Source organism: Shewanella sp. H8 (assembly GCF_040285065.1).
GTDB lineage: Bacteria > Pseudomonadota > Gammaproteobacteria > Enterobacterales > Shewanellaceae > Shewanella > Shewanella polaris.
In genome coordinates, this window is record NZ_CP157213.1 from 1,854,542 (window position 1) to 1,876,961 (window position 22,420).

23 protein-coding genes are annotated in these 22,420 nt (G+C 39.5%); 17 read left to right on the forward strand and 6 right to left on the reverse strand.

Annotated elements, in window-relative coordinates; all coding sequences use genetic code 11:
* The first annotated feature begins 798 nt into the window (after window positions 1–798).
* Complete coding sequence (locus ABIS04_RS08095; RefSeq protein ID WP_350433122.1) at window positions 799–1,701, forward strand: diguanylate cyclase domain-containing protein; 903 nt, start codon at window positions 799–801, stop codon at window positions 1,699–1,701.
* On the opposite strand, the gene ABIS04_RS08100 is transcribed toward ABIS04_RS08095, so the two are convergent.
* Window positions 1,688–3,031, reverse strand: a complete 1,344-nt coding sequence (locus ABIS04_RS08100) for a hypothetical protein (protein ID WP_350433123.1) — start codon at window positions 3,029–3,031, stop codon at window positions 1,688–1,690. The genes ABIS04_RS08095 and ABIS04_RS08100 overlap by 14 nt on opposite strands.
* A gap of 187 nt (window positions 3,032–3,218) precedes the next feature.
* Here ABIS04_RS08100 and ABIS04_RS08105 point away from each other — a divergent pair, with 187 nt between their 5' ends.
* From ABIS04_RS08105 to rnd, 13 genes are all read left to right on the forward strand, one after another.
* Window positions 3,219–3,581: a Fis family transcriptional regulator gene (locus ABIS04_RS08105; protein WP_350433124.1), complete on the forward strand. Its 363-nt coding sequence runs from the start codon at window positions 3,219–3,221 to the stop codon at window positions 3,579–3,581.
* A gap of 371 nt (window positions 3,582–3,952) precedes the next feature.
* Complete coding sequence (locus ABIS04_RS08110) at window positions 3,953–4,954, forward strand: permease (RefSeq protein ID WP_350433125.1); 1,002 nt, start codon at window positions 3,953–3,955, stop codon at window positions 4,952–4,954.
* 41 nt (window positions 4,955–4,995) lie between these two features.
* Entirely contained in the window at window positions 4,996–5,226 is a 231-nt protein-coding gene (locus ABIS04_RS08115; RefSeq protein ID WP_137221038.1) for a thioredoxin family protein, read from the forward strand.
* Between the two features lie 515 nt (window positions 5,227–5,741).
* Entirely contained in the window at window positions 5,742–6,761 is a 1,020-nt protein-coding gene (locus ABIS04_RS08120; protein WP_137221036.1) for a YHYH protein, read from the forward strand.
* 34 nt (window positions 6,762–6,795) lie between these two features.
* Window positions 6,796–7,323 (forward strand): hypothetical protein, encoded by a 528-nt coding sequence (locus tag ABIS04_RS08125; protein WP_350433126.1) that lies wholly within the window; start codon window positions 6,796–6,798, stop codon window positions 7,321–7,323.
* Window positions 7,324–7,548: 225 nt separating this feature from the next.
* Window positions 7,549–9,474: an ATP-dependent DNA helicase gene (locus tag ABIS04_RS08130; RefSeq protein WP_350433127.1), complete on the forward strand. Its 1,926-nt coding sequence runs from the start codon at window positions 7,549–7,551 to the stop codon at window positions 9,472–9,474.
* Between the two features lie 71 nt (window positions 9,475–9,545).
* A complete protein-coding gene (gene tsaB, locus ABIS04_RS08135; protein WP_137221030.1) occupies window positions 9,546–10,247 on the forward strand; it encodes a tRNA (adenosine(37)-N6)-threonylcarbamoyltransferase complex dimerization subunit type 1 TsaB in 702 nt (233 codons plus the stop codon).
* A gap of 59 nt (window positions 10,248–10,306) precedes the next feature.
* Entirely contained in the window at window positions 10,307–10,636 is a 330-nt protein-coding gene (locus ABIS04_RS08140) for a hypothetical protein (protein WP_350433128.1), read from the forward strand.
* Window positions 10,629–11,306 carry a M50 family metallopeptidase gene (locus ABIS04_RS08145; RefSeq protein WP_350433129.1) on the forward strand — a complete coding sequence of 226 codons (678 nt, stop codon included), beginning with the start codon at window positions 10,629–10,631 and terminating at the stop codon, window positions 11,304–11,306. Before ABIS04_RS08140 ends, ABIS04_RS08145 begins: the two co-directional genes overlap by 8 nt.
* Entirely contained in the window at window positions 11,303–12,172 is an 870-nt protein-coding gene (locus ABIS04_RS08150) for a class I SAM-dependent methyltransferase (RefSeq protein ID WP_137221024.1), read from the forward strand. The genes ABIS04_RS08145 and ABIS04_RS08150 overlap by 4 nt, the downstream gene beginning before the upstream one ends.
* A gap of 20 nt (window positions 12,173–12,192) precedes the next feature.
* Complete coding sequence (locus ABIS04_RS08155) at window positions 12,193–13,077, forward strand: alpha/beta hydrolase (protein ID WP_140234013.1); 885 nt, start codon at window positions 12,193–12,195, stop codon at window positions 13,075–13,077.
* A 204-nt stretch (window positions 13,078–13,281) separates the two neighbouring features.
* Window positions 13,282–14,955: a long-chain-fatty-acid--CoA ligase FadD gene (gene fadD, locus ABIS04_RS08160; protein ID WP_350433130.1), complete on the forward strand. Its 1,674-nt coding sequence runs from the start codon at window positions 13,282–13,284 to the stop codon at window positions 14,953–14,955.
* Window positions 14,956–15,043: 88 nt separating this feature from the next.
* Window positions 15,044–16,156 (forward strand): ribonuclease D, encoded by a 1,113-nt coding sequence (gene rnd, locus ABIS04_RS08165; RefSeq protein WP_350433131.1) that lies wholly within the window; start codon window positions 15,044–15,046, stop codon window positions 16,154–16,156.
* Between the two features lie 99 nt (window positions 16,157–16,255).
* Here rnd and minE read toward each other — a convergent pair whose 3' ends face one another.
* The 3 genes from minE to minC are packed head-to-tail and all read right to left on the reverse strand — an operon-like array spanning window position 16,256 to window position 18,021.
* Window positions 16,256–16,516 carry a cell division topological specificity factor MinE gene (minE, locus tag ABIS04_RS08170; RefSeq protein WP_011637201.1) on the reverse strand — a complete coding sequence of 87 codons (261 nt, stop codon included), beginning with the start codon at window positions 16,514–16,516 and terminating at the stop codon, window positions 16,256–16,258.
* Between the two features lie 2 nt (window positions 16,517–16,518).
* The gene (gene minD, locus ABIS04_RS08175; protein WP_137221017.1) at window positions 16,519–17,328 is read right to left on the reverse strand and encodes a septum site-determining protein MinD; all 810 of its coding nucleotides are present in this window, start codon (window positions 17,326–17,328) and stop codon (window positions 16,519–16,521) included.
* Between the two features lie 27 nt (window positions 17,329–17,355).
* On the reverse strand, window positions 17,356–18,021 hold the full coding sequence (gene minC, locus ABIS04_RS08180; RefSeq protein WP_137221015.1) for a septum site-determining protein MinC: 666 nt from the start codon (window positions 18,019–18,021) through the stop codon (window positions 17,356–17,358).
* Window positions 18,022–18,139: 118 nt separating this feature from the next.
* Here minC and ABIS04_RS08185 point away from each other — a divergent pair, with 118 nt between their 5' ends.
* The 3 genes from ABIS04_RS08185 to ABIS04_RS08195 are packed head-to-tail and all read left to right on the forward strand — an operon-like array spanning window position 18,140 to window position 19,924.
* A complete protein-coding gene (locus ABIS04_RS08185; protein WP_137221013.1) occupies window positions 18,140–18,418 on the forward strand; it encodes a YcgL domain-containing protein in 279 nt (92 codons plus the stop codon).
* Between the two features lie 31 nt (window positions 18,419–18,449).
* On the forward strand, window positions 18,450–19,418 hold the full coding sequence (locus ABIS04_RS08190) for a lytic murein transglycosylase (RefSeq protein WP_350433132.1): 969 nt from the start codon (window positions 18,450–18,452) through the stop codon (window positions 19,416–19,418).
* Between the two features lie 59 nt (window positions 19,419–19,477).
* Complete coding sequence (locus ABIS04_RS08195; protein ID WP_140234016.1) at window positions 19,478–19,924, forward strand: YcgN family cysteine cluster protein; 447 nt, start codon at window positions 19,478–19,480, stop codon at window positions 19,922–19,924.
* Between the two features lie 93 nt (window positions 19,925–20,017).
* On the opposite strand, the gene dsbB is transcribed toward ABIS04_RS08195, so the two are convergent.
* Both dsbB and nhaB read right to left on the reverse strand, forming a co-directional pair.
* Complete coding sequence (gene dsbB, locus ABIS04_RS08200; protein ID WP_350433133.1) at window positions 20,018–20,527, reverse strand: disulfide bond formation protein DsbB; 510 nt, start codon at window positions 20,525–20,527, stop codon at window positions 20,018–20,020.
* A gap of 159 nt (window positions 20,528–20,686) precedes the next feature.
* Complete coding sequence (gene nhaB, locus ABIS04_RS08205) at window positions 20,687–22,279, reverse strand: sodium/proton antiporter NhaB (protein WP_137221004.1); 1,593 nt, start codon at window positions 22,277–22,279, stop codon at window positions 20,687–20,689.
* Window positions 22,280–22,420 lie beyond the last annotated feature (141 nt).

A 22,420-nucleotide genomic window follows, 5' to 3' on the forward strand; every position in this document is an offset into this window, starting at 1 on the left:
TAAAATGTTGTAAATTTAAAAGCTTAAATAAAAAATAAATTTAGAAAAACAAAAAACCCCTGAAATTCCTTCCAGGGGTTTATGTGAAATATTGTTCACCACCAGAAGGATAACGTCCTTCGGCAGTAAGCATCCGAAGGCTACCGCAAATGGTGATGATGATGGAATGTAGTCACTTGGATGTTCATAATTGTTCTCTTAATGCTGTATTAATTAATCAGTTTAAATGAGGGTTTATGCACTCATTTATGTCGCGTTTAACGACTTGCAGTTAACTTAACTGCATTTATGCTTGTTTGCAAGAGGTGATAAAGCATTAATGTCATTTTATTACGAATTATTTTCATAAGATGTGAATTATTGTTTGTTGCTGCTAATTTTGTTACTGCTAATAAGACTTACTTAAGAAAAATCATAAAAAATAAAATGGATTAACAGTTGAACTGTTAATGGTCTTGGGTATTAATCTCGAGCAATTGTTCGAAAGTAAATGACTTTAAGAGCACAAAAAATACAAAATTTGTACTTTAGCTTAACGTCGCACCTGTTTAGAACTTTACATCAATTGAGTAAAAACATTGATTAATCGGTTGATTTTTATGCAACTAGAACCATGAGTTCGTTATTTATTCAATGGATACACTATGCTTTGGTGTGATAAACCTTATCATTTTTGACTTTACTCATCGCAATGGCCCAATCAAATCGTTATAAGCCATTGAGTTTATTCAATGCTACTTATAATCTGGCGTGTATTACGCTTTATTTATTTAACTACCTTCTCGAGGTATCAACAGTATGAAGACCTTTGGTCTAGTGGCCCTTAGAGATGTTATGGATTTAATGTTGGATGCTGTTTGTATCGTCGATAAAAAAGGTGATTTTGTTTTTGTTAGTGCAGCATTTGAAGATATTTTTGGCTATACCCCAGATGAAGTTATTGGTAAGCCTATGATTGACCATGTTTATCCCGATGATGGTGAAGTAACGCTTAATGTTGTGAAAGGTTTATTGAACGGCAACCTTCAACCTCGTTTTGAAAATCGTTGGATCCGTAAGGATGGCAGCATAATCCATGTGCTGTGGTCTGCTCGTTGGTCTGAAGATCACCAGTTCAGAATAGCCATTGCCCACGATATAACTGAACGAAAGCTAATGGAACAGCAACTTCATTACATTGCAGGACACGATCCATTAACTGAACTACCCAACAGGGCATTGTTGTTTGGGCGTTTACAAACTTCGCTAGGATTAGCTCGTCGAGAAGGCTGTCATCTTTCATTGTTATTTATTGATATTGATGGGTTTAAACATGTAAATGATAGTTACGGACATCTTGCTGGTGATAAGTTACTTAAGATTATTGCCCAACGGTTAAATGCTTGTGTACGTCAAACTGACACGGTAGGACGTTTTGGTGGTGATGAGTTTGTTGTGTTGTTAAATGGAATTGATTTGTTTGATGATGTACTTGTTATTGCGGAAACTATTCGTGTAGAACTTGAGAGACCTTATCAAATAGATAGGCTATATTTGCAACTTTCGCCGAGTATTGGCGTTGCTCGATACCCTGATAACGGTAAAGATGAACAACAATTACTTAAGCATGCAGATCAAGCAATGTATAAAGCAAAAATAGCAGGCGGAAATAGAGTTGAGGCTGTTAACTACACAACAAAACAGCCATTTATGGGTAAATAATATTCGATGATGTTAGCTGTAATTGTATTTGATTAGTTATCTCGGCTTTTTGATTGGCAGTTAATAAGGCTGAGTTATCAATGGCCGTTAATGCCGCGCGTTTATCAAAACTACTCCACACATTAACTGTACTCATAATTGACTCTACGCGAGTAGTAGCATCATTAATACGTTCGGACACATTAAAAGCTTGTTGTGGATCGGTTTGGCTTAGCTGAGCTGCACGTTGATTAAAAGCAATGTCTTTATTGTCATCTGATAGTGAGTTTATGACTTGCAAAAAATCACTTTCAGATTGTTCCACGAGGGCGTAGCTGGCGTTGATTATAATATCTCGTTGAACATTTGTATCGTAATTATCAATTCGCGCTAGCATCATATTGGGTTCAACACTGGCGATTTCAGCTAATGCACTGTTAAAATAGTCCTGATTTAAATCATAGGCTTGTTTTTGATTGTTTAAAAACACTAAAGCCGCCTCGGGATCTGTTTCTGCCATTTTTCGAGAAATAATAAATACCCCACTGGCACGCTGTTCAACAGCAATACTATCTAACCAATCAATAGCCTCTTGAGTATTCTTTTCAACTAATTGATACACCATTGACGTAATCAAGTAATTAGTCGACTCATTTAATGGCAAGGATGAAATTAAATTTGCAGCTTCATTTGGAGACTGTTCAATATAATAATACATGGTATTTAAGTACATTTTTAATGTTGATTGGGTTTCAGGTTGCTGTTTTAACCATTCAAATGTTGCTATAGCGTCGTTGCTGGCCCATGAATCGACAATTGACATCATTATTGATGACTTCATCGGCTCAGCGGCCAGTCGTTCAATATCGCTTAACGCCTGTTGCGGATTAACTGATGCTAAACCCCTTAAATAACTGTCGAGTAATGATTCATATTGTTGTGTCGACTTAAACTGATCTAGCCATGATATTACGTTTGTAAATTGCATTTTCCCGGCAATTTCTAAAATTAAACCATATAAGTCTTCATGTTCAGTCTCTTGAGCAACGAGTAAAGCTTCCTGAGGATCATGCTCTGCCAACTGCATAATGCGAAAAATCGACATGTAAGGCGTTTCATCAGTGTTTAATGAAGCTTTAAACGCTTCTCGGTCGAGAGTGCTTAGGCTAGGGGCATTGTTTGAGATAATCGAAGCATTGACATTCGATAAAGATTCAGCAGAATTATTTTGTATTGTAGAGGAGATTGTTCCTCGGTTGTCAGCTGCAACAGTAGTCTCATTAGGCCAGATAAACGGATAACTGATAAATCCGATACCCCAACTTATTACCACCACAATTACCCATTTCATTATTGCTTTTCCTTAAGCTTGCTGCCTGCGCTCAAATCACTATTAGTTGGCTTACGTTATTATGATGCTGTTAATATTGCAATGAAAAGCTCGATCATTGATATGATAGAATAGCCGTTAACTTATTAACTTTCATCGTAAATTCACTATTGTAATCTTAGATTTATGTGACCTCAAGCGAGTAATAATGCGTAAAACTGACAAAAAAATAGACAATCAATTAAGACAAGGATTAACCCTTGTGTGCGAACATTCAATCGAGGTTTATCCTGGCTTTGTATGGATTACCCATAAAGTTGATTACACTGCATTTCCTAAAAGTTTACGCATTGTCTGTGTTTTCGATACTGAGCCGCAACTCAGGCAGTTTAAGCAGGAGAACCATAAAACGACGTTATTAAACTTGATTAAACGCACACTCAGTCAATTTGGTATTGACCTAAAAGATATCAGTCAGCATGTGAGCTTTGATACCGAAACGGCTTGTGAACAGCAACATAATGGTAACTGGGCATTGCGCTTAAGTGGCAGCACCCACAGCATTAAATAATCGGCTTCATTAAGCCGTCGTAATGTTTACTGTAGAGGCTGTTTGATCCTATTAATGAAGTATTACTCTACTACTATTATCTTGTTTAAGATGTATTAGGCTGCATTATCATTGTTCATTGCCCACAACTCAGTATCCACTTAGTTCTATTGTCAAAGCAAAATTAATCCAAGCTATTGCTGTATTATGTTAATTTAAAAATAGTTCAATCATCGTAAGATACAAACCGTCTAGTCTATTAAGCAAATCATAAAATGTTAATTACTATCGTCTCTGTTTCATCCTACCATCCACAAAATCGAGATCTAACTCTAATCTCTTATCGTTAAAATCCGTTATCTTTGTACTAAGTAAATGCGGGGTACTGAGTTATGTTTCAGATTTTTTCTGATTTTGCATCTTGGCTGGTTTTCAGTGTCATAGGGTTGTCTGCAGAGACTAAACTCGGCGACGCGCTACATTTTTTTGTTGAAGATGTGACTAAAATTTTTGCCTTGCTTCTGGTAATGATTTATCTCATCGCCTTAGTGCGGGCGTCGTTAAATGTGGAACGTGTCAGGGATTATTTAGCCGGTAAACATAGAGGATTAGGTTACTTAATGGGATCTGGCTTTGGTGTCGTGACGCCATTTTGTTCTTGCTCGAGTATTCCGGTATTTTTAGGTTTTACGTCTGCAGGGATCCCTTTGGGGATCACCATGAGCTTTTTGATTACCTCACCTTTAATTAACGAGGTCGCGATATTATTGTTGATGAGTTTATTAGGGCTTAAGTTTACCTTACTTTATATTGTCGTTGGCATGAGTGTGGGTATGTTAGGCGGTTTCTTTCTCGACAGTATTAAGGCTGAGCGTTGGCTGCAATCATTTGCGGCTGAAGCGTTAAAGCGCGGTCAGAAAAAGGGCGGTGAAGCAACGATTGCTGATGGTGCCAATGCGCAAAAAATGTCGTTCCCACAAAGACACCAGTTTGCCAAAACTGAAATGCTGGATATTTTTGGCCGAGTGTGGAAATGGGTCATTATTGGTGTCGGTTTAGGCGCAGCATTACACGGTTTTGTACCAGATGGATGGATTGGCGAGCATTTGGGGGACGGACAATGGTGGTCAGTTCCTGCTGCGGTGTTGTTGGGTATTCCACTTTATTCCAATGCGACTGGGGTTATTCCGGTTATGGAAAGTCTGATTATTAATGGTCTACCGATAGGAACTACATTGGCATTTTGTATGAGCACGGTTGCAGCCAGTTTTCCTGAGTTTATTTTGTTAAAACAAGTGATGCAATGGCGTTTGCTGGCAATATTATTTTGTGTGTTATTAGTAGCATTCACTCTCGTCGGTTGGATCTTTAATGCGTTAGCACCGGTATTATGATTTTTTATCAACAACATCAACAACATCAATAAGGATAAACAATGAAGACGGTTAAAATTTTGGGTTCTGGTTGTAAAAAGTGTCTTGAAACCGCAGAGCTTGCCCAAGCTGTTGCGGATGAAAAGGGTGTTGCAATAAAAATCGAAAAAGTCACTGATATGGCTAAAATTATGGATTATGACGTTATGAGTACGCCAGCAGTGGTGGTTGATGAGAAAGTGGTTCATAAAGGCAGTAAACCCACTAAAGAACAGATGTCAGCGTGGATATAAATGCTGCTAAAGTCATTAATTGAGTGACTGAGCAATTAAAGGACTAAGGGTAATTAACTGTAAAAACACAGTTATTGCCCTTGGCATTGTGCTGCACAATGACTAAATTACAGAGCTATGAAGTTAAAACCTTACTGATATGACGATGACCCTCAAGTTAGTTTTAAACTTTCTACTCAAGTCTACGCGGTTCACATTTATGGCTATCTTATTCCATTAGAAATAAAAATAGGTGTGTGAATATTCTGCCTACCCACTTTTAATTGTAATCTATTGTTTTTAATATTAATTTACCGCTAATTCTTAGGAATATCGTCAACTATTGTTTATCATACTGCTGACGTTTAACCATAAAAATTACCCACCGGATTACTCCATTAACATCTTATTTACCATATCCACCACTATTGTGGTTTTTCTGCGCACTTTCTGCACATTGTCTCTATATCATCGATAGGTAATTAAGCATTTCGTTCGTTAAACCACTTTACGATCCACTAAAAGGAATCGATGACATGAAACTATTCGTAAAACATCGTCAGTTTACTCAATCTATATTGTGTACTTTGGTATTAGCAGGTTTATTAACGGCCTGTGACAGCAGTGATGATGACACAGTGTCAACCGATGACAGTACAACTGTGGTAGACACTTCGACAGATAATGGTGTGAGTACCGACAACAGCACCGATGGTGTGATATGTGATTATTCATACAGCGAATTTAACGATTCTGAGTCAGTTGGCTATAACAGCGAATCGCAATGGACATGTGCTGATGATATGCGTGAGTTAGTCGCCAATGGAATTCCAGACCACGAAGTAGGTACCTTTCCTAATGATGGCAATCCCAACATGATCACAGAGCAAGTGATCACAGCGAGTATTACCTTGTTGCCAGTTCAAACCGATGTGGCTACTCAATTAGGTGGGCCTTCAGGACCGCAGGGTTATGTATTAAACGGGGTGAAAATAGATGCCAGTACCGCCGGTACTTGTGATGATTCAGGTTTAATTTGTGATGCAGCTATGAATGTCGGTAATTGGAACATTGAGGCACTGGGTCAATCTAGTTTTGATTTTGGTACTGACGACAACAATGCTCATGTTCAGCCTAGTGGCGAATATCATTACCATGGAATACCAGAAGGTTTTATTACGCTCCACGGCGGCAGTAGTGACACCATGACCTTAATTGCATGGGCTTCTGATGGATTCCCTATTTATGCCCGTTATGGTTATACCACTGCAGATGATGCGACTTCCGAACTTAAAGTTGTCACAGGCAGTTACCAGTTGGTCACAGAGGTAAGTGATAGCAGACCTTCAACCGATTTATATGCCTTAGGTACGTTTAAACAAGACTGGGAATATGTAGAAGGCTCTGGCGATTTGGATGAATGTAATGGCCGAGTTGGTGTCACTCCTGAGTTTCCTAATGGCATTTATCATTATTATGCAACAGATAGTTATCCATTTTTTCAACGTTGCGTAAAAGGTGAAGTTGAATCAACAGGACAATTACCTCCAGCTTAATAATGCGTTATATCAATCTTAAGGAGGACCTCAAATGCGCGTGTTGAGAAACCATTCCATGGTGATTATTTTTATAGTGAGTTTATTGATGGCAACAGAGGCGCAGTCGCACATGATGGTGGCTCAACACGGCACCATTAATATGGTTAACAATGGTGCTTTTATGGTGTTGTCATTGCCTATCAGTGCATTTGATAATATCGATGATGACAATAGTGGCCACTTATCAACGGTTGAGTTTAATTCGCATCGAGCTGAAATAATGGCTCAAATTTTGGCAAAAGTGCAATTGCACGATAATAATGGTTTGCGTCCCTTAGAAGGGTTAATGTTTTCATTGGGCGACGATCATCATAATGCAGATACTGCAACTCAATTGATTGTGATGGGCCGCTTTGCTATTGATGAAAAATCAGCCGGTTGGACATTTTTATTTGGCTTATTTGGTGAATCTGCAGAGGAGAAAGTCATGAGTATGAGTGTTAAGCGCAAAGCAACTAATCAAAAAATGGCATTTGAACTTACTCCGAATAATTCTAGTCAAAAAGTTTTTTCTCTATAATCCGATAAGATAGCGCACCTTTATGTTAGTCCAATAAATGCTGTTTCACTTAGGTGGTCAGCATTTTTTATTATTTGATATGTCGCCTTTTAAGCGCATCATGTTTGTTGTGTAATCGACATGCTTTTGTGCTTTTGACGATAAAGAGTTGGAAGATGAAGCCGTTATCAGCATAATAGCCCAAATTACATCACACCATCATGACCGCAATAATTTGAGGACGCTTTGAGCTCGACACTTACCCAATCCGTTATCCATGAATTTAGCGAACGCGGTGCGTTAGCAAAACATGTTCATCACTATCACCACCGACAAAGTCAAACCGATATGGCTGTTGCGGTGAGTGATGCTATTGCTAAAAAACATAATCTGATTTTAGAAGCCGGTACGGGTGTAGGCAAAACCTTTGCATATTTACTGCCTGCATTGCTTAGTGGCAAGCAAGTGGTGGTGAGCACCGGTAGTAAAAATTTACAAGAGCAACTGTTTTTAAAAGACTTACCAGCATTGTTAACCATGTTAGATGTACACGTGCCTATAGCGTTATTAAAAGGGCGTAACAACTATTTATGCCAATTACGCCTAGAAAAACAAATGCAAAATGCCAGTCAGTTTAGCGAATATTACATTGATGACTTGCTAAAAATTAACCAATGGGCACATTTAAGCAAAGACGGCGATATAGGTAATTTAACCTCGGTGGCAGAACATTCTGAGGTTATCCCTACTGTGGTGAGCACTAAAGAGAGTTGTACGGGTAAAAAATGCGACCATTACGATGACTGCTTTACTCGTAAAGCGCGTATTCGGGCAATGGATGCCAAAGTGGTGGTGGTTAATCATCATTTATTTTTTGCCGATCGATTACTAAAAGACACTGGATTTGCGGAGTTGTTGCCAGATCCTGATGTGGTGATATTTGACGAGGCACATTTAGTGCCCGATATTTGTATTAGTTATTTTGGCAGTCATATTTCCAGCCGCGAAATAGATAAATCACTCAACGCGATAATTAAACTGCATAAAGAGGTGATCCGCGACAGTATTCAGCTTGAACAATTGGCTCAACGTGGCTTAATTGCACTCAGTGAATGGCACAATATGATGTTTGAACATCAAGTGTCTGATTGGCGCAAAGTACTGGCAATAAAAATACTTGCAAGCACCTCGTGGACCTTGCATCAATCATTAGTCGATTTAGCTAATAATATGCAACATCATCTTGGTCGTGATGATCAGCTCGATAATGCCTTTGAGCAATTACTCACGTTGGCTGATACATTACGCAATTATTTTGAGTGCCAAGACCCCCAGGCGGCTTACAGCGTTGAGCTTGGTCCCCGGTTTATTATGCTGCGCATGAGCCCCATTAATGTCGCCAAACAATGTCAGCAATTATTTGATCACAACACCCGTTGGATTTTTACCTCGGCAACATTACAAGTTAATCGTAGCCTAGCGCTTTTTGCCAAAGAGATGGGGTTGGGTGATGCTAAACAACTTATTTTAGACAGCCCATTTGATTACCCCAACCAAGCAGTATTTTGTGTACCACGTCATTTAGGTAAAGTAGGGCAGTCGAAACATTCAGCAAAACAACTGGTTGATATCAGTGTTCAAGCCATTAATGCCGCACAAGGGCGTACGTTTATTCTATTTACCAGCCATCAGATGTTGCAACAGGTGGCTATGATGTTACAAGGCAAGGTGAAATATCCGCTTTTAGTACAAGGCCAAGCCAGTAAGCAAAGTTTATTAAATAAGTTTAGGCAGCTAGGTAATGCCGTGCTGTTAGGTACTAGCAGTTTCTGGGAAGGCGTCGATGTACGCGGTAAATTACTCAGTTGTGTGATTATAGATAAATTACCGTTTGTGTCCCCTGATGATGCATTATATAAAGCTCGTGCGGCCAATGCTGAGCGTCAAGGACTTGATCCTTTTGCTTCTATTTCATTGCCGCAAGCGGTTATTAGTTTAAAGCAAGGCGTTGGACGATTAATTCGTGATGAAAAAGATCGTGGAGTACTTATTTTGTGCGATAACCGCATTGTGAATCGTGCTTACGGACAAGCATTTATTAATTCATTGCCCCCCATGCAGCGTACTCGTGATTTAGACCGAGCGCTGCAATTTTTAAAACACATCCCTTAAGCTTTTTAAAACACGGCTCATCAGTTATCATTACAAAATTATCTGTCGTTTTTATTGAGTAACCCAACACAATGCCAAAGCCGTTAACCATTCTTGCTCTTGATACCTGTACCGAAACTTGCTCTGTTGCATTAACCATTAATGGTGATGTTTATGCTCGTATTGAAGATGCGCCGCGTGAACACAGCCAACGTTTGCTGCCTATGGTTGATGATGTCTTAGCCGAGGCTAAAGTGACTCTCGTCGATATCGATATGATTGCTTATGGACGCGGCCCGGGCAGTTTTACGGGTATCCGTATTTGTACCAGTATGACCCAAGGGTTAGCATTGGGACTTGATTTACCCGTCATTGGTATTTCTACGTTAACAGCAATGGCTCAAATGGCCGTCAGTCAACATGGTGCTTCTCAGGTATTGTGTTGTATTGATGCTAGAATGAATGAAGTCTATTGGGCTCAGTACATTGCTAAAGACGGTATTGCTATTTTGGTTGGGGAAGAACATGTTACAACGCCAGAAATGGTAACATTGGTTTTAGACTCACAACAAAACATAGCGGCTTGTGGAACTGGGTTTGACGTTTATCCGCAGTTATTAACTCTGGCGCCAAGTATCAGTCGTTGCTTCGAAGCTACATATCCTGATGCTAAATCTATGCTGGTGTTAGCCCAACTTGGATATCAACAAGGTTTGCACACTACAGTTGATGAACTCGCCCCTGTTTACCTTCGTGACACAGTCACATGGAAAAAACTTCCGGGTCGAGAATAGCCATTCAGGTTAATTTGACATAAAGTGTATAATAGAATTATAGGTAAACGGTGTCGTTAATGACGATAAATGCAGCATTGTCAATGGCAAATAATCAATCTGGCCCAGTCAGCTTGAGCCAAGCTGTTGCTGGAAATCGACCGATTACTCCACCCCAAGACCCCATAGTTGTTAACACTTCAGCTGATGATATTGAGCTGCAAAGTATTGAAAGCAATGATGTGGCCATTGTTGATGATGTAACCTTGTCAGCCAAACAACAAGCCCGCGTTGAATATGATCGTGATACCAATGGCCAACGTGGTGCAATAGCGCAATATTTGTCTACTCAACATTCTGCTAAAAGAGACGAAATTCAACAAATGGTTGGTATTGATTTGTATGCCTAACCCGCCTTTGTCTGCAATCCCCAGTCGTAGCCGTTTTATGATCGAATTACTATTGGCCTTTTTACTGACTCGATTTCCTTATATCTCTATTCCTTTTAAATGGTTTGAAAGCTATTTTCACGAATTATCTCATGGCATCGCGACGTTATTGACGGGTGGCACTGTGAGTCATATCCAGTTATTTCCAAACGGTGCAGGCCTTTGTTTTAGTCAAGGCGGTAATAGTATATTAATTGCTTATGCAGGCTATTTCGGCGCCGCGTTATGGGGTTATGCGATATTTCTACTGGCGACTCAAAAACACACTATCAGATTTACTTTGTCTCTGTTAGGCCTAACGGTGGTGGCTTCACTACTTTTCTGGGCTCGAGATGTGCTAACCATTATTATTCTTAGCGTCTTGATAATACTTTTTTTGTTACCACTTAAATTAAAAAACAGTGGTCTGCTCAATAGTTTATTGCGTATATTAGGCTTAATGATTATGTTAAACGCCATGGCCAGCCCTATGGTGTTATTAGGGTTAAGTGGCCAAGGCGATGCGGTGATGTTAGCTAAAATAACATGGTTGCCGGCATGGTTGTGGGTAATGACATGGCTCGCATTTAGTGGGTTTATGTTGTGGCTCTGTTGGCGTAAAGTTAATCGAAAAAAGGGAGTGTCAAAATGAAACGTAACATGATGTTAGGAGCCTTAATTGGCTTATCAAGTTTAGGTATGTCAGCAGCTGCATTTGCTGCGAGCACAGATAACACGCAAAACCAATCAGTCGCAGTGCCGCAGGTTAATGCTGCGCTTGCACAAGCCGTCGCGAGTCAATTTCGTTCAGAAGATAATAAGCTGCGTGATCAATATCGCCATCCTGCAGAAACGTTGGCTTTTTTTGATGTAAAGCCAGATCAAACTGTTATTGAATTATGGCCAGGTGGTGGTTGGTATGCTGAAATTTTAGCGCCTTACTTAGCTGATAAGGGCCATTATGTGGCTGCTAATTTTGAAACTAAGCCTACAGTAGATAGCCCTAGAGCAGCTTATTATAAATCAGCAGGTTTAAAATTTGAAAAGTGGGTCAATGACAATAAAGCCAGCGTTGGTAATGTTCAGTTTGTTACCCTTGATCCACCGGCTAAGCTTTCACTGGGTAAAGATAATTCTGCCGACCAGGTATTAACATTCCGTAATTTGCATAATTGGGCAATGAAAGGGGAGTTAGAAGGTGTGTTTAAAGCCGCTCATGATGTGTTAAAAGTCGGCGGTTCATTAGGCATTGTTGAACACCGTGCAAATATCGGTATGGCTGCAGAAAGTGGTTATATGGATGAAAATCAAATGGTCGAATTGGCTAACAAATACGGTTTTGAACTGACCGCTAGCTCTGAAGTGAATGCCAATCCCAAAGACAGTAAAAATTATCCGAAAGGCGTGTGGACATTACCACCAAGTTTAGCCATGGGCGATCAAGATAAGCAGAAGTATCTTGATATAGGTGAAAGTGACCGCATGACACTTAAGTTTACTAAAACTGCTGCTAAATAAATCTGTAAAGTGAGCCAACAATGTTGAACGTTAACGTAGAACAAATTCAATTGCCGTTGGCTCATATTACGCTCGCAGCTAAACGCTATGGTCAAGCAGATAAGCCAATCATACTGGCTTTGCATGGTTGGCTTGATAATGCCGACAGCTTCATCCCTTTAGCGGAGGCTTTTTCGCAACAAGGGTTGTTTGAACGGTATCAATTATTATGTATTGATTGGCCCGGACATGGATTGTCAGAACACCGTCCTGGACGTTATCCTTTGCATTGGGTTGATTACATTTATGACTTACAAGCCGTCATTGAACTTGTTTCTGATAATCAACCTATTATTTTGATGGGACATTCTTTAGGGGGCATTATTGCTTCCGCTTATAACGCTTGTTTAGGTGAAAATATTGCTAAGTTAGTATTAATAGAAGCTTTAGCACCATTATCAGAATCTGCAGATAATGCTAAATCCCGTTTGCGTAAAGGTTTACTGCAACAACAACGTTTTAATCGTCAATTAGCTCGGCCCATTCCCACTTATTCTTCTCTTGATGTTGCAATTCATGCGCGTCATCAACTAACCGGATTAGCCTTGCCTTGGTGTAAATTGATTACAGAGCGTAATATGCAATTAGTTGGTGATAAATATGCTTGGAGAAGTGACCCTAGGTTAAAACTTGATTCATTGAATCGTTTCACATTTGAACAAGTTGATGCATTAATGACCACTAGCGATACCGATACTTTATTTATTGCAGCGCAAGATGGTTACAAGCAACTCACTTTGTCAGAACAACATGCAAATGCCTGGTTTACCAACATTAAAATGCTAACATTAATGGGGGATCACCATTTACATATGGGGAATGCCAATCAAGTCGCAGAAACGATTGGAGCTTTTATTCTAAATTAGTCGGTCTGTTAACTGAAATCGCTGTTATTTTTAATTCATTTATGTGATTATGGTCAAAAATTAAAACGCTTGTATGATTTTTATCACTACAAGAAACATAAAAAAGCCTGCGATAACAAAATTAATGATACGCAGTCGCTAAAAAATTTTACCACTGACGGGGAATGCACGTCTTAGCACAGTGGTAATTATTAGGAGACACCTGTGGACCAGCCTTGGATTAATAACTTACCTGAAAATGTGCCGGCCGAAATCGACCCATCTCAATTCAGCTCTTTAGTACATATGTTTGAAAATGCAGTGGCAAAATATGCCGATCAACCTGCGTTTATAAATATGGGGGCAACGATAACGTACCGCAAACTTGAAGAGAGAAGTAGAGCATTTGCAGCTTATTTACAAAACGAACTGCATTTAAACAAAGGTGACCGTGTCGCCATTATGATGCCTAATTTATTGCAATATCCTATTGCACTATTTGGTATTCTTCGCGCAGGTATGGTGGTAGTTAATGTTAACCCGCTGTATACACCAAGAGAATTAAAGCATCAATTAGTCGACTCTGGCGCCAGAGCCATCATTGTGGTGTCAAACTTTGCTAATACTTTGGAAGAAGTCGTTGATGAAACTCCGGTAGAGTCAGTGATTATTACTAGCTTGGGTGATCAACTTAGTGCACCTAAACGCACCTTAGTTAACTTTGTCGTAAAGTACATCAAAAGATTGGTACCTAAATACCATTTACCACATGCATTATCATTTCGTGATGCCTTAACAAAAGGGCGACGTTTACAATATATCAAAGCTGAAATTACCGGCGATGATTTAGCCTTCTTACAATACACAGGCGGTACAACCGGTGTGTCTAAAGGTGCAATGTTAACTCATGAAAATATCGTCAGTAATGTGTTACAAGCTAATGGCGCGTATTCACCAGCATTAAAAGACGGTGTCGAGTTTGTGGTAACTGCACTGCCGCTTTATCACATTTTTGCATTAACGGTTAATTGCTTACTGTTTTTACATAAAGGCAGTAAAAACTTACTGATCACAAATCCACGTGATATTCCTGCATTTGTGGCTGAACTTAAGAAATATCCATTTACCGCGTTAACGGGTGTTAATACGTTATTTAATGCCTTGGTTAATAATGATGGATTTGCTCAACTTGATTTCTCAGGTTTGAAATTTTCAATTGGTGGAGGCATGGCTGTTCAGCGTGCAGTTGCTGATAAATGGCAACAAATCACTAAAACACGTTTGCTAGAAGGTTATGGTTTAACGGAAGCATCACCTTTGGTGACTTGTTGTCCATACAACTTAGCCGGTTATAACGGTTCTATTGGTTTCCCTGCGCCTTCAACATTGATCCAAATTCGTGACGATGAATCTAATGTGTTACCTCAAGGTGAAACTGGCGAATTGTTTGCTAAAGGCCCACAAGTGATGAAAGGGTATTGGCAGCGACCAGAAGAGACGGCGACAGTTATTGATAAAGATGGCTGGTTAGCGACGGGTGATATTGGTTATATGGATGAAAAGGGCTTGTTTTACATTGTTGACCGTAAAAAGGACATGATTTTAGTGTCTGGTTTTAACGTGTTTCCGAATGAAGTAGAAGAAGTCGTCGCCATGCACCCAAAAGTTATTGAAGTTGCCGCGGTAGGGGTTCCAAATGAGGCTAGTGGTGAATTAGTGAAGATTTTTGTGGTCGCAAAAGACAAATTTCTGACCGCTGAAGAGTTGATTAAGCATTGCCGACATCAATTAACGGGATATAAAGTACCTAAGCTGGTAGAATTTAGGGACGAATTACCAAAATCCAATGTGGGTAAAATTTTACGCCGAGAGCTTCGAGACGAAGTTAAGCAAGCGTAAAATGATAGCCGGCACTTTAGCCGGCTTTTTATTGAGGTTAATCTGATAACCTGTCACCGCCCTCATTCATATTATAGCGGAGCCTATTTTGTTAACGTTTGAATATATCAGTGATAACGCCAGCTTATTATCATTAGTTGAACAATACCAACAAAGCACCTTATTGGTGCTCGATACTGAATTTGTCCGCACTCGTACTTACTATGCAAAATTGGGGCTTATTCAAGCTTACGATGGGAAAACATTGGCTTTGATAGATCCTGTTGCCATTACAGATCTTAGCCCATTTTGGAAGTTATTGACTGATCCTAAGATTGTTAAATTAGTACATTCTTGTAGTGAAGATCTTGAAGTGTTTGCTCATTATGGTGACTGTCAACCAAACCCGCTTTTTGACAGTCAAATTGCTGCTAGTCTATCTGGGTTGGGGTATGGCTTAGGTTATGCCAAATTAGCTGAAACCTGTTTACAAGTTGAAATTGATAAAGGCGAATCGCGTACCGACTGGATGAAACGCCCCTTGTCGGATGCACAATTACAGTATGCGGCTAATGATGTGTATTATTTGTACCAATTATACCCACAGTTACAAGAGAAGCTTGCTGCCAATAATCGCCTAGAATGGTTGTTTGAAGAAAGCCAACGTATGACAGAAGGGCGTTTATCATTACCAGAAGGTGACAGTGTTTACCTTAAAGTAAAAAATGCTTTCCAGTTATCGAGCCCACAGTTAGCTTACTTAAAAGTATTGGCTAAATGGCGCTTAAACAAGGCGGTAAGTCGTAATCTCGCGCTTGGTTTTGTGGTAAAGGACCATGCATTAATTGCATTAGCCAAAAAACAACCGACCACATTAGCAGAATTAAGTAGTTTAAATGATTTAACTGAGCAAGAGAAACGCATTCATGGCAAAGAGTTATTAACGGTAATGGCAACAGCCGATTTAACTAATTTACCCGAAGAAGTCGATGTTGTTGCACTTAAATCTGGTTATAAATCGGCATTTAAAGAAATTAAAACAACATTAATTGAATTGTGTGAACGTGAAGATGTTGCATTAGAGTTTGTGGGATCTAAACGCCATATTCATGAATTTTTACTCTGGTTGTATCACAATAAACAAACGCCGACGCCGCTATTGCTAACGGGGTGGCGAGGTCAACTTATTGGAGACTTACTTGCAGATGTGCGTTTTAGTTAACGATAATGATTTAACTAAATAACGCCCAATAAAAAGGATACTCGCATAATGCCAGTATCCTTTTTATATTTAGCGGTGCTAACTCGCTAGCTTAGCTAATTACTTTGAATCAGGTAAGGTGACGTTTAACTCGAGTACCGATAAATTGTCATCGTTTTGATCAAGTTGCACAGAAACTTGGTCATCTGAAATTTGTACATATTTGCGGATCACTTCGATGATTTCTTGTTTCATCTTTGGGAAGTAATCAGGTGCACCGCGTTCTCCACGCTGATGGGCCACAATAATTTGTAATCGTTCTTTTGCCAATGATGCGGTATTGGGCTTTTTACTGCTTCTAAAATAATCAAGTATCGACATAATTAGCTCCCAAATATCCTTTTAAGGAATCCTTTCTTCTCTTCTGTAATAAATCGAACCGGCACATCGTCACCTAATAAGCGCGCAACCGTATCGCCATATGCTAAACCGGCATCACTTTCTTGATCAATAATGACAGGAATACCAGAGTTTGACGCTTTGAGTACTGATTGAGACTCGGGGATAACACCGAGTAATTCAATTGCCAGAATTTCCTTCACATCTTCAACACTGAGCATTTCACCTGTTTTAACTCTTGCTGGTGAGTAGCGAGTTAACAATAAATATTCTTTGATCGGTTCAAGCGATAGCTCTGCTCTACGTGAACGGCTTTGTAACATTCCTAGAATACGGTCTGAATCGCGAACAGAGCTCACTTCTGGGTTTGTGGTTACAATCGCTATGTCGGCAAAGTAAAGTGCCATCATTGCACCTTGTTCAATCCCTGCTGGCGAATCACAAACAATGTAGTCGAAGTCTTTAGCTAAATTTTCAAGTACTTTGCCCACGCCTTCTTTTGTTAGAGCATCTTTATCGCGTGTTTGCGACGCAGGTAAAATAAACAGTTTGTCGCAGCGTTTATCTTTAATTAACGCTTGGTTCAAATTGGCTTCACCATTAATAACGTTAACAAAGTCATATACGACTCTGCGTTCACAACCCATTATCAAATCGAGATTTCGCAAACCAATATCAAAATCGATAACGACAGTCTTCTTTCCTTTTAAGGCCAACCCGGTAGCAATTGCTGCACTGGATGTTGTTTTACCCACACCGCCTTTACCTGATGTGACAACAATAATTTGCGCCATTTATTTTAATATCCTTGTATTTGCCGATTATTGGGGCAATGTTTCAACAGTGAGGGATGCGCCTTCAAGGCGAACACAACCTCTTTGACTTAGATCGTATTGTTGCAAATGCTCAGTCAACCAATACTGTCCCGCAATCGACACTAATTCTGCTTCTAACGAGTTAGCGATAATCACACTTTGATTATCTCCCGCGGCTCCCGCCATGGCTTTGCCACGAAGAGCGCCATATATATGAATGCTACCATCAGCAATGACTTCAGCGCCATTACCAACCGCACCAAAAATGACTAAATCTGCATTTTTTGCGTATATTTGTTGTCCAGAACGCACATTTTGTTTAACAATTTTAGTCGCTCGTTTGGGTAACTCAGCTTTAGCAGCTTGTTTGCCCGACTTAACGACCGCAATAGCCATACTCTTAGCTTGTTCAGCTTGCGCAGGACTGGCATCGGTAATGCCCACAATAATAAGGTTTCGATCAATTAATAATTGTTTTAACGCATTAAAGTCTACGTGAGCTTGTTTAACAGCTGATAGGTTCAATACCAATGGTGCACCTAAAAAAAACTGCGGTGCTTGAGCCAATTTGTTGTCTAATTCAGTCGCAATGATATCAAGATCATTATGATTAATATGCAGCACTGATAATGTAAAAGACGTGGCCTTTAATTCGAGATTTTGTTTAGCCATCTCGGCGTGATTCTCCAATGCTTGAGCGATAACTGATTTACAATTATTTTTTAGTGCCACCATGTTATAGTGTGCTTAGTTGACTATCAAGTTTGAACCTTTGGAAATTTACACTAAAATGATATGTGCAGTATATAAAAGCGGTCGTAGAGCAGATACTTACCTTTTTGTCAAAAAACGCGATGTTTTTGATGAGGTTCCTGAGCAGTTAATGGAAATGTTTGGTACTCCAGCATTAATAATGGTTGTGCCATTATCTAAACGAGATCATCTAGGTATTGCAGATATTACTAAAGTGAAGTCGGCTTTAATTGAACAAGGCTATTATTTACAAATACCACCTCCACAAATTAATTTACTTGAGCAACATAAACAAGAATTAGGGCTTAATAAATAAGCGCAATCTTAAAGGAGTAATCGAAACGAATATGATTAAAAAAGTCATTTTAAGCGTATTTTGTTACTTCTTTTTTGCTAGCTTGGTTATGGCTAATGATAGCACTCGTGATTTTTCTGACTATCTGTTGGAACTTCAACAGAAGGCGATAGCCGCTGGTGTAAATCAACGTATTGCTGAACGTTATATTGCCAATATTAAAACCTTCAAGAAAGCCAATCTCACCACCCATTTAGACAAATCAAAAACACTAGAAAATTTTATTCCCCAAGTTGTCCCTGCTATTACTGTCAGTACTGCTCGAGCCATGTTTCAGCAACATGAATCTCAAATAAAACTTCTGAGTCAAACTTATCAAGTTCAATCACGTTTTTTGATGGCGTTGTGGGCCATGAATACCCATTTTGGAGAACGTTCAGGACGTTTCTCTGGTTTATCGGTATTAGCTTCACTTGCATATCAAGGTGATAACGAAGCGCAGTATATTAATGAGTTTATTGCCGCACTTAAATTGATCGAACAGAAAAAAATAAGTGAAAATTTATTGCGTAGTACCTCATCAGGATCAATGGGGCAGATGCAAATGATGCCAAGCCAATTACTGAAATACGGTGTCGATGCGGATAAAAACGGTGTGATTGATGTTTGGAACAGCATGGATGACGCATTTGCGTCTACCGCCAACATGTTGCATCAACAAGGGTGGCAATATGATTCTACATGGGGGCGACAAGTAAAAATCACCATCAAGTTAGATCCAAATTTACTTGGCTTAGAGTCTCAGTATTCATTTTTACAGTGGCAAGCCTTTGGTGTCAGTCGTTTTGATGGTAATGATTTACCTCAACGCAATGACATGAAAGTGTCTTTAATTGCCCCTGATGGAGTCCAAGGCCGCTTTTATTTGGTGTATGACAACTTTCGTTTATTGAACCAATTTACAGACACATTGCACGATACTTTAGCAATAACCTATCTGTCTGAAAAAATTAAACCATAAATTGCCGTGGTTTAGGTGTAAAATGCGAGCAAATATTAATAAAACCACTTTAGATAAAAATGATGACTCAGTTTTGGACCTCAACGCCTTTAGACAATATGACACCTGAGCAATGGGAGTCACTTTGTGATGGCTGCGGTAAATGTTGTTTAAATAAAATTATCGATGATGATACTGACAAGTTATATTACACCAATGCTGCGTGTCATTTATTAGATGATGAGAGTTGTAGTTGCCGTCAATACCCTGATCGTTTTACTTATGTTCCTGAATGTACCGCCATTACGCCTGACAATATCGCAGAGCTTACTTGGTTGCCGGACAGTTGTGCGTATCGTCGCTTGCATGTTGGCAAAGGTTTACCTAGCTGGCATCCGTTGATCACAGGGAGTAAAGATGCCATGCATGCAGCTGGTATTTCTGTTCAAGGCAAAACCGTTAACGAAATGAAAGTGAAGTATTTAGAAGACTGTATTGTTTTGTGGCCGATGTTGGATATTGAATGATGTAAGTATATCTATCGATTGGGTGTTAAGTTGAATAAAAAAAGACCTCATTGAGGTCTTTTTTTATTCAATCTTCGCAATAATATTTCCAATTTATTTTTTTAGTTTAAGTGCAGGCAATAACATTAATAGCCAAATCACACCATAAATCGCAAAACCAACCATCATCCATTGCGCCATGCTAACTGACAGCCAAGTCCATGGTATATCACTGCACATACCCGTTGGAGAAAATACCGAAGGCAACCAAGTGTCTAATGGCATAAAATTAGGGAATTCTGGGTAAAAAGAACATGTGGCAAAAGGTGATGGGTTAACTTGCATATTGTTGAGTTCATACGCAAGTTTTAAGCCCCAAATCGCAGCAACTCCCCAACCAGCCATACCGACTAAGCGTAGTAACCACACCTTAGGCTGTAATATACCAATGAGCCCTGCCAGCATAATACTGAGTACCGCAACACGAATATAAATACACATCACGCACGGCGCTAACTCCATACCATATTGAAAGAATAGGGCCGCTAGTTCCAGCCCTATAGCGGATAATAACAATAATCCCCAAGAGAGACGACTATGACAAAACTGCTGTAATTGCGACAATTTCAGTTCCTAATAAACGTATTAATAGATAAAAAAACACCCTCAAGTGAGGGTGTTTGAGTGAGTAGTCAAGACTTTAAGATAATTTATCTATTAAGTCCAATACCCTATCGTTTTTACACTCTATCAAAACAATTGTTTCGTAAAGGTAACAGGTAGTTAATGCCCGTTAGTTAACCCACTAAGGTCTTTGGCCGAGTGATGGATAATTAATTGAGTTTCATAAAGCATATCCGTCATGTCGACTAAAAACCCAGTCTCAATTGCCATTACGCCAACAAGGGATAATACGATGGTATAAGGTAATGCCATCCATACCATCCGACCGTATGATAAACGGATCAGTGGGGCGATGGCTGAGGTTAGCAAGAACAAGAATGCCGCTTGCCCGTTCGGGGTTGCCACAGAAGGCAGGTTAGTACCGGTATTAATTGCCACTGCTAGTAAGTCAAATTGGTCTCGAGTAATTTGGCCACTCATTAATGCAGATTTCACTTCATTAATGTACACCGTACCCACAAACACGTTATCACTCACCATTGATAGTAAACCGTTTGCAATATAGAAAATCACCAACTGCATATTGCCTTCATAACCTAATGCCCAATGAATAACTGGAGCAAACAAGTCTTGGTCAATAATTACGCCAACAATGGCGAAAAATACTGCTAACAACGCTGTGAATGGCAAAGCCTCTTCGAACGCTTTACCCAACGAATGTTCATCTGTGATACCGTTAAAAGCAGTTGCTAAGATAATGACCGATAACCCAATGAGACCAACAGAGGCTAAGTGAAGCGCTAAGCCTGCAATTAACCACACACCAATAAGGGCTTGGATAACCAGTTTCATTTTATCTTGGTTAGTTCTGTTTGCGTCTTCATGAGCGGCGTAATCAGAAAGAATACGATGTACTACATCAGGTAATTGCGCACCATATCCAAAGACTTTGAATTTTTCTACCAGAAAACAAGTGAATATACCCGCAAATAATACCGGCATCGTCACGGGTGACATACGCAAGAAAAACTCACCAAATTGCCAATGGGCCTGTGCTGCAATAATTAAGTTTTGTGGTTCGCCAACCATAGTGCAAACACCGCCTAAAGCAGTACCAATACCAGAGTGCATTAACAAATTACGTAAAAATGCACGAAATGATTCTAATTCTTCTTCGTTAAGCTGAGCGCTAGTATCGGAGGTGTGATCATGTGCATCAGTGTCGCTATAGCTCATGCCTGACGCTACTTTATGGTAAATAGAATAAAACCCAACAGCAACAGCGATAATGACGGCGATGACAGTAAGTGCATCTAAAAACGCGGAGAGAAATGCACATGCGATACAAAACATCAAAGACACAATGATTTTTGAGCGTACCTTAGTGATCATTTTAGTAAATACAAACAGCAATAGCTGTTTCATAAAGTAAATACCCGCAACCATAAACACTAAAAGTAAAAGCACTTCTAAGTTGGCTTCTATTTCGTGTAACACTTGCGAAGGCGAGGTCATTCCTATGATGACGGCCTCAATGGCTAACAGTCCACCAGGTTGAAGTGGGTAACATTTCAATGCCATAGCAAGGGTGAAAATAAATTCAACCACCAGCACCCATCCAGCAACAAATGGACTGACATAAAAGAACAGCAGGGGATTAATGACTAAAAATGCCAAAATTGCGTATTTGTACCATCCAGGTGAATTACCTAAAAAATTGACAAATAGCGCCTGGCTTTTGGTTACCTGCATAGCAGTCTCCGATATTATGATTGTGAAAGTTTGTATAGCAACCAGTTTTGATAACTAACAACACATTATTATTTTCAACAGGTTTGGGAGAATAGAGGCAACTTAACATTGAAAACTTGATAAATATCAACTTTTCGTTAA

Excerpts from the sequence above, each read along its gene's own strand:
- ABIS04_RS08095 (WP_350433122.1), top strand. The coding sequence starts at position 799 with ATGAAGACCTTTGGTCTAGTGGCCCTTAGAGATGTTATGGATTTAATG.
- ABIS04_RS08100 (WP_350433123.1), bottom strand. The coding sequence starts at position 3,031 with ATGAAATGGGTAATTGTGGTGGTAATAAGTTGGGGTATCGGATTTATC.
- ABIS04_RS08105 (WP_350433124.1), top strand. The coding sequence starts at position 3,219 with ATGCGTAAAACTGACAAAAAAATAGACAATCAATTAAGACAAGGATTA.
- ABIS04_RS08110 (WP_350433125.1), top strand. The coding sequence starts at position 3,953 with ATGTTTCAGATTTTTTCTGATTTTGCATCTTGGCTGGTTTTCAGTGTC.
- ABIS04_RS08115 (WP_137221038.1), top strand. The coding sequence starts at position 4,996 with ATGAAGACGGTTAAAATTTTGGGTTCTGGTTGTAAAAAGTGTCTTGAA.
- ABIS04_RS08120 (WP_137221036.1), top strand. The coding sequence starts at position 5,742 with ATGAAACTATTCGTAAAACATCGTCAGTTTACTCAATCTATATTGTGT.
- ABIS04_RS08125 (WP_350433126.1), top strand. The coding sequence starts at position 6,796 with ATGCGCGTGTTGAGAAACCATTCCATGGTGATTATTTTTATAGTGAGT.
- tsaB (WP_137221030.1), top strand. The coding sequence starts at position 9,546 with ATGCCAAAGCCGTTAACCATTCTTGCTCTTGATACCTGTACCGAAACT.
- ABIS04_RS08140 (WP_350433128.1), top strand. The coding sequence starts at position 10,307 with ATGACGATAAATGCAGCATTGTCAATGGCAAATAATCAATCTGGCCCA.
- ABIS04_RS08145 (WP_350433129.1), top strand. The coding sequence starts at position 10,629 with ATGCCTAACCCGCCTTTGTCTGCAATCCCCAGTCGTAGCCGTTTTATG.
- ABIS04_RS08150 (WP_137221024.1), top strand. The coding sequence starts at position 11,303 with ATGAAACGTAACATGATGTTAGGAGCCTTAATTGGCTTATCAAGTTTA.
- ABIS04_RS08155 (WP_140234013.1), top strand. The coding sequence starts at position 12,193 with ATGTTGAACGTTAACGTAGAACAAATTCAATTGCCGTTGGCTCATATT.
- minE (WP_011637201.1), bottom strand. The coding sequence starts at position 16,516 with ATGTCGATACTTGATTATTTTAGAAGCAGTAAAAAGCCCAATACCGCA.
- minD (WP_137221017.1), bottom strand. The coding sequence starts at position 17,328 with ATGGCGCAAATTATTGTTGTCACATCAGGTAAAGGCGGTGTGGGTAAA.
- minC (WP_137221015.1), bottom strand. The coding sequence starts at position 18,021 with ATGGCTAAACAAAATCTCGAATTAAAGGCCACGTCTTTTACATTATCA.
- ABIS04_RS08185 (WP_137221013.1), top strand. The coding sequence starts at position 18,140 with ATGATATGTGCAGTATATAAAAGCGGTCGTAGAGCAGATACTTACCTT.
- ABIS04_RS08190 (WP_350433132.1), top strand. The coding sequence starts at position 18,450 with ATGATTAAAAAAGTCATTTTAAGCGTATTTTGTTACTTCTTTTTTGCT.
- ABIS04_RS08195 (WP_140234016.1), top strand. The coding sequence starts at position 19,478 with ATGATGACTCAGTTTTGGACCTCAACGCCTTTAGACAATATGACACCT.
- nhaB (WP_137221004.1), bottom strand. The coding sequence starts at position 22,279 with ATGCAGGTAACCAAAAGCCAGGCGCTATTTGTCAATTTTTTAGGTAAT.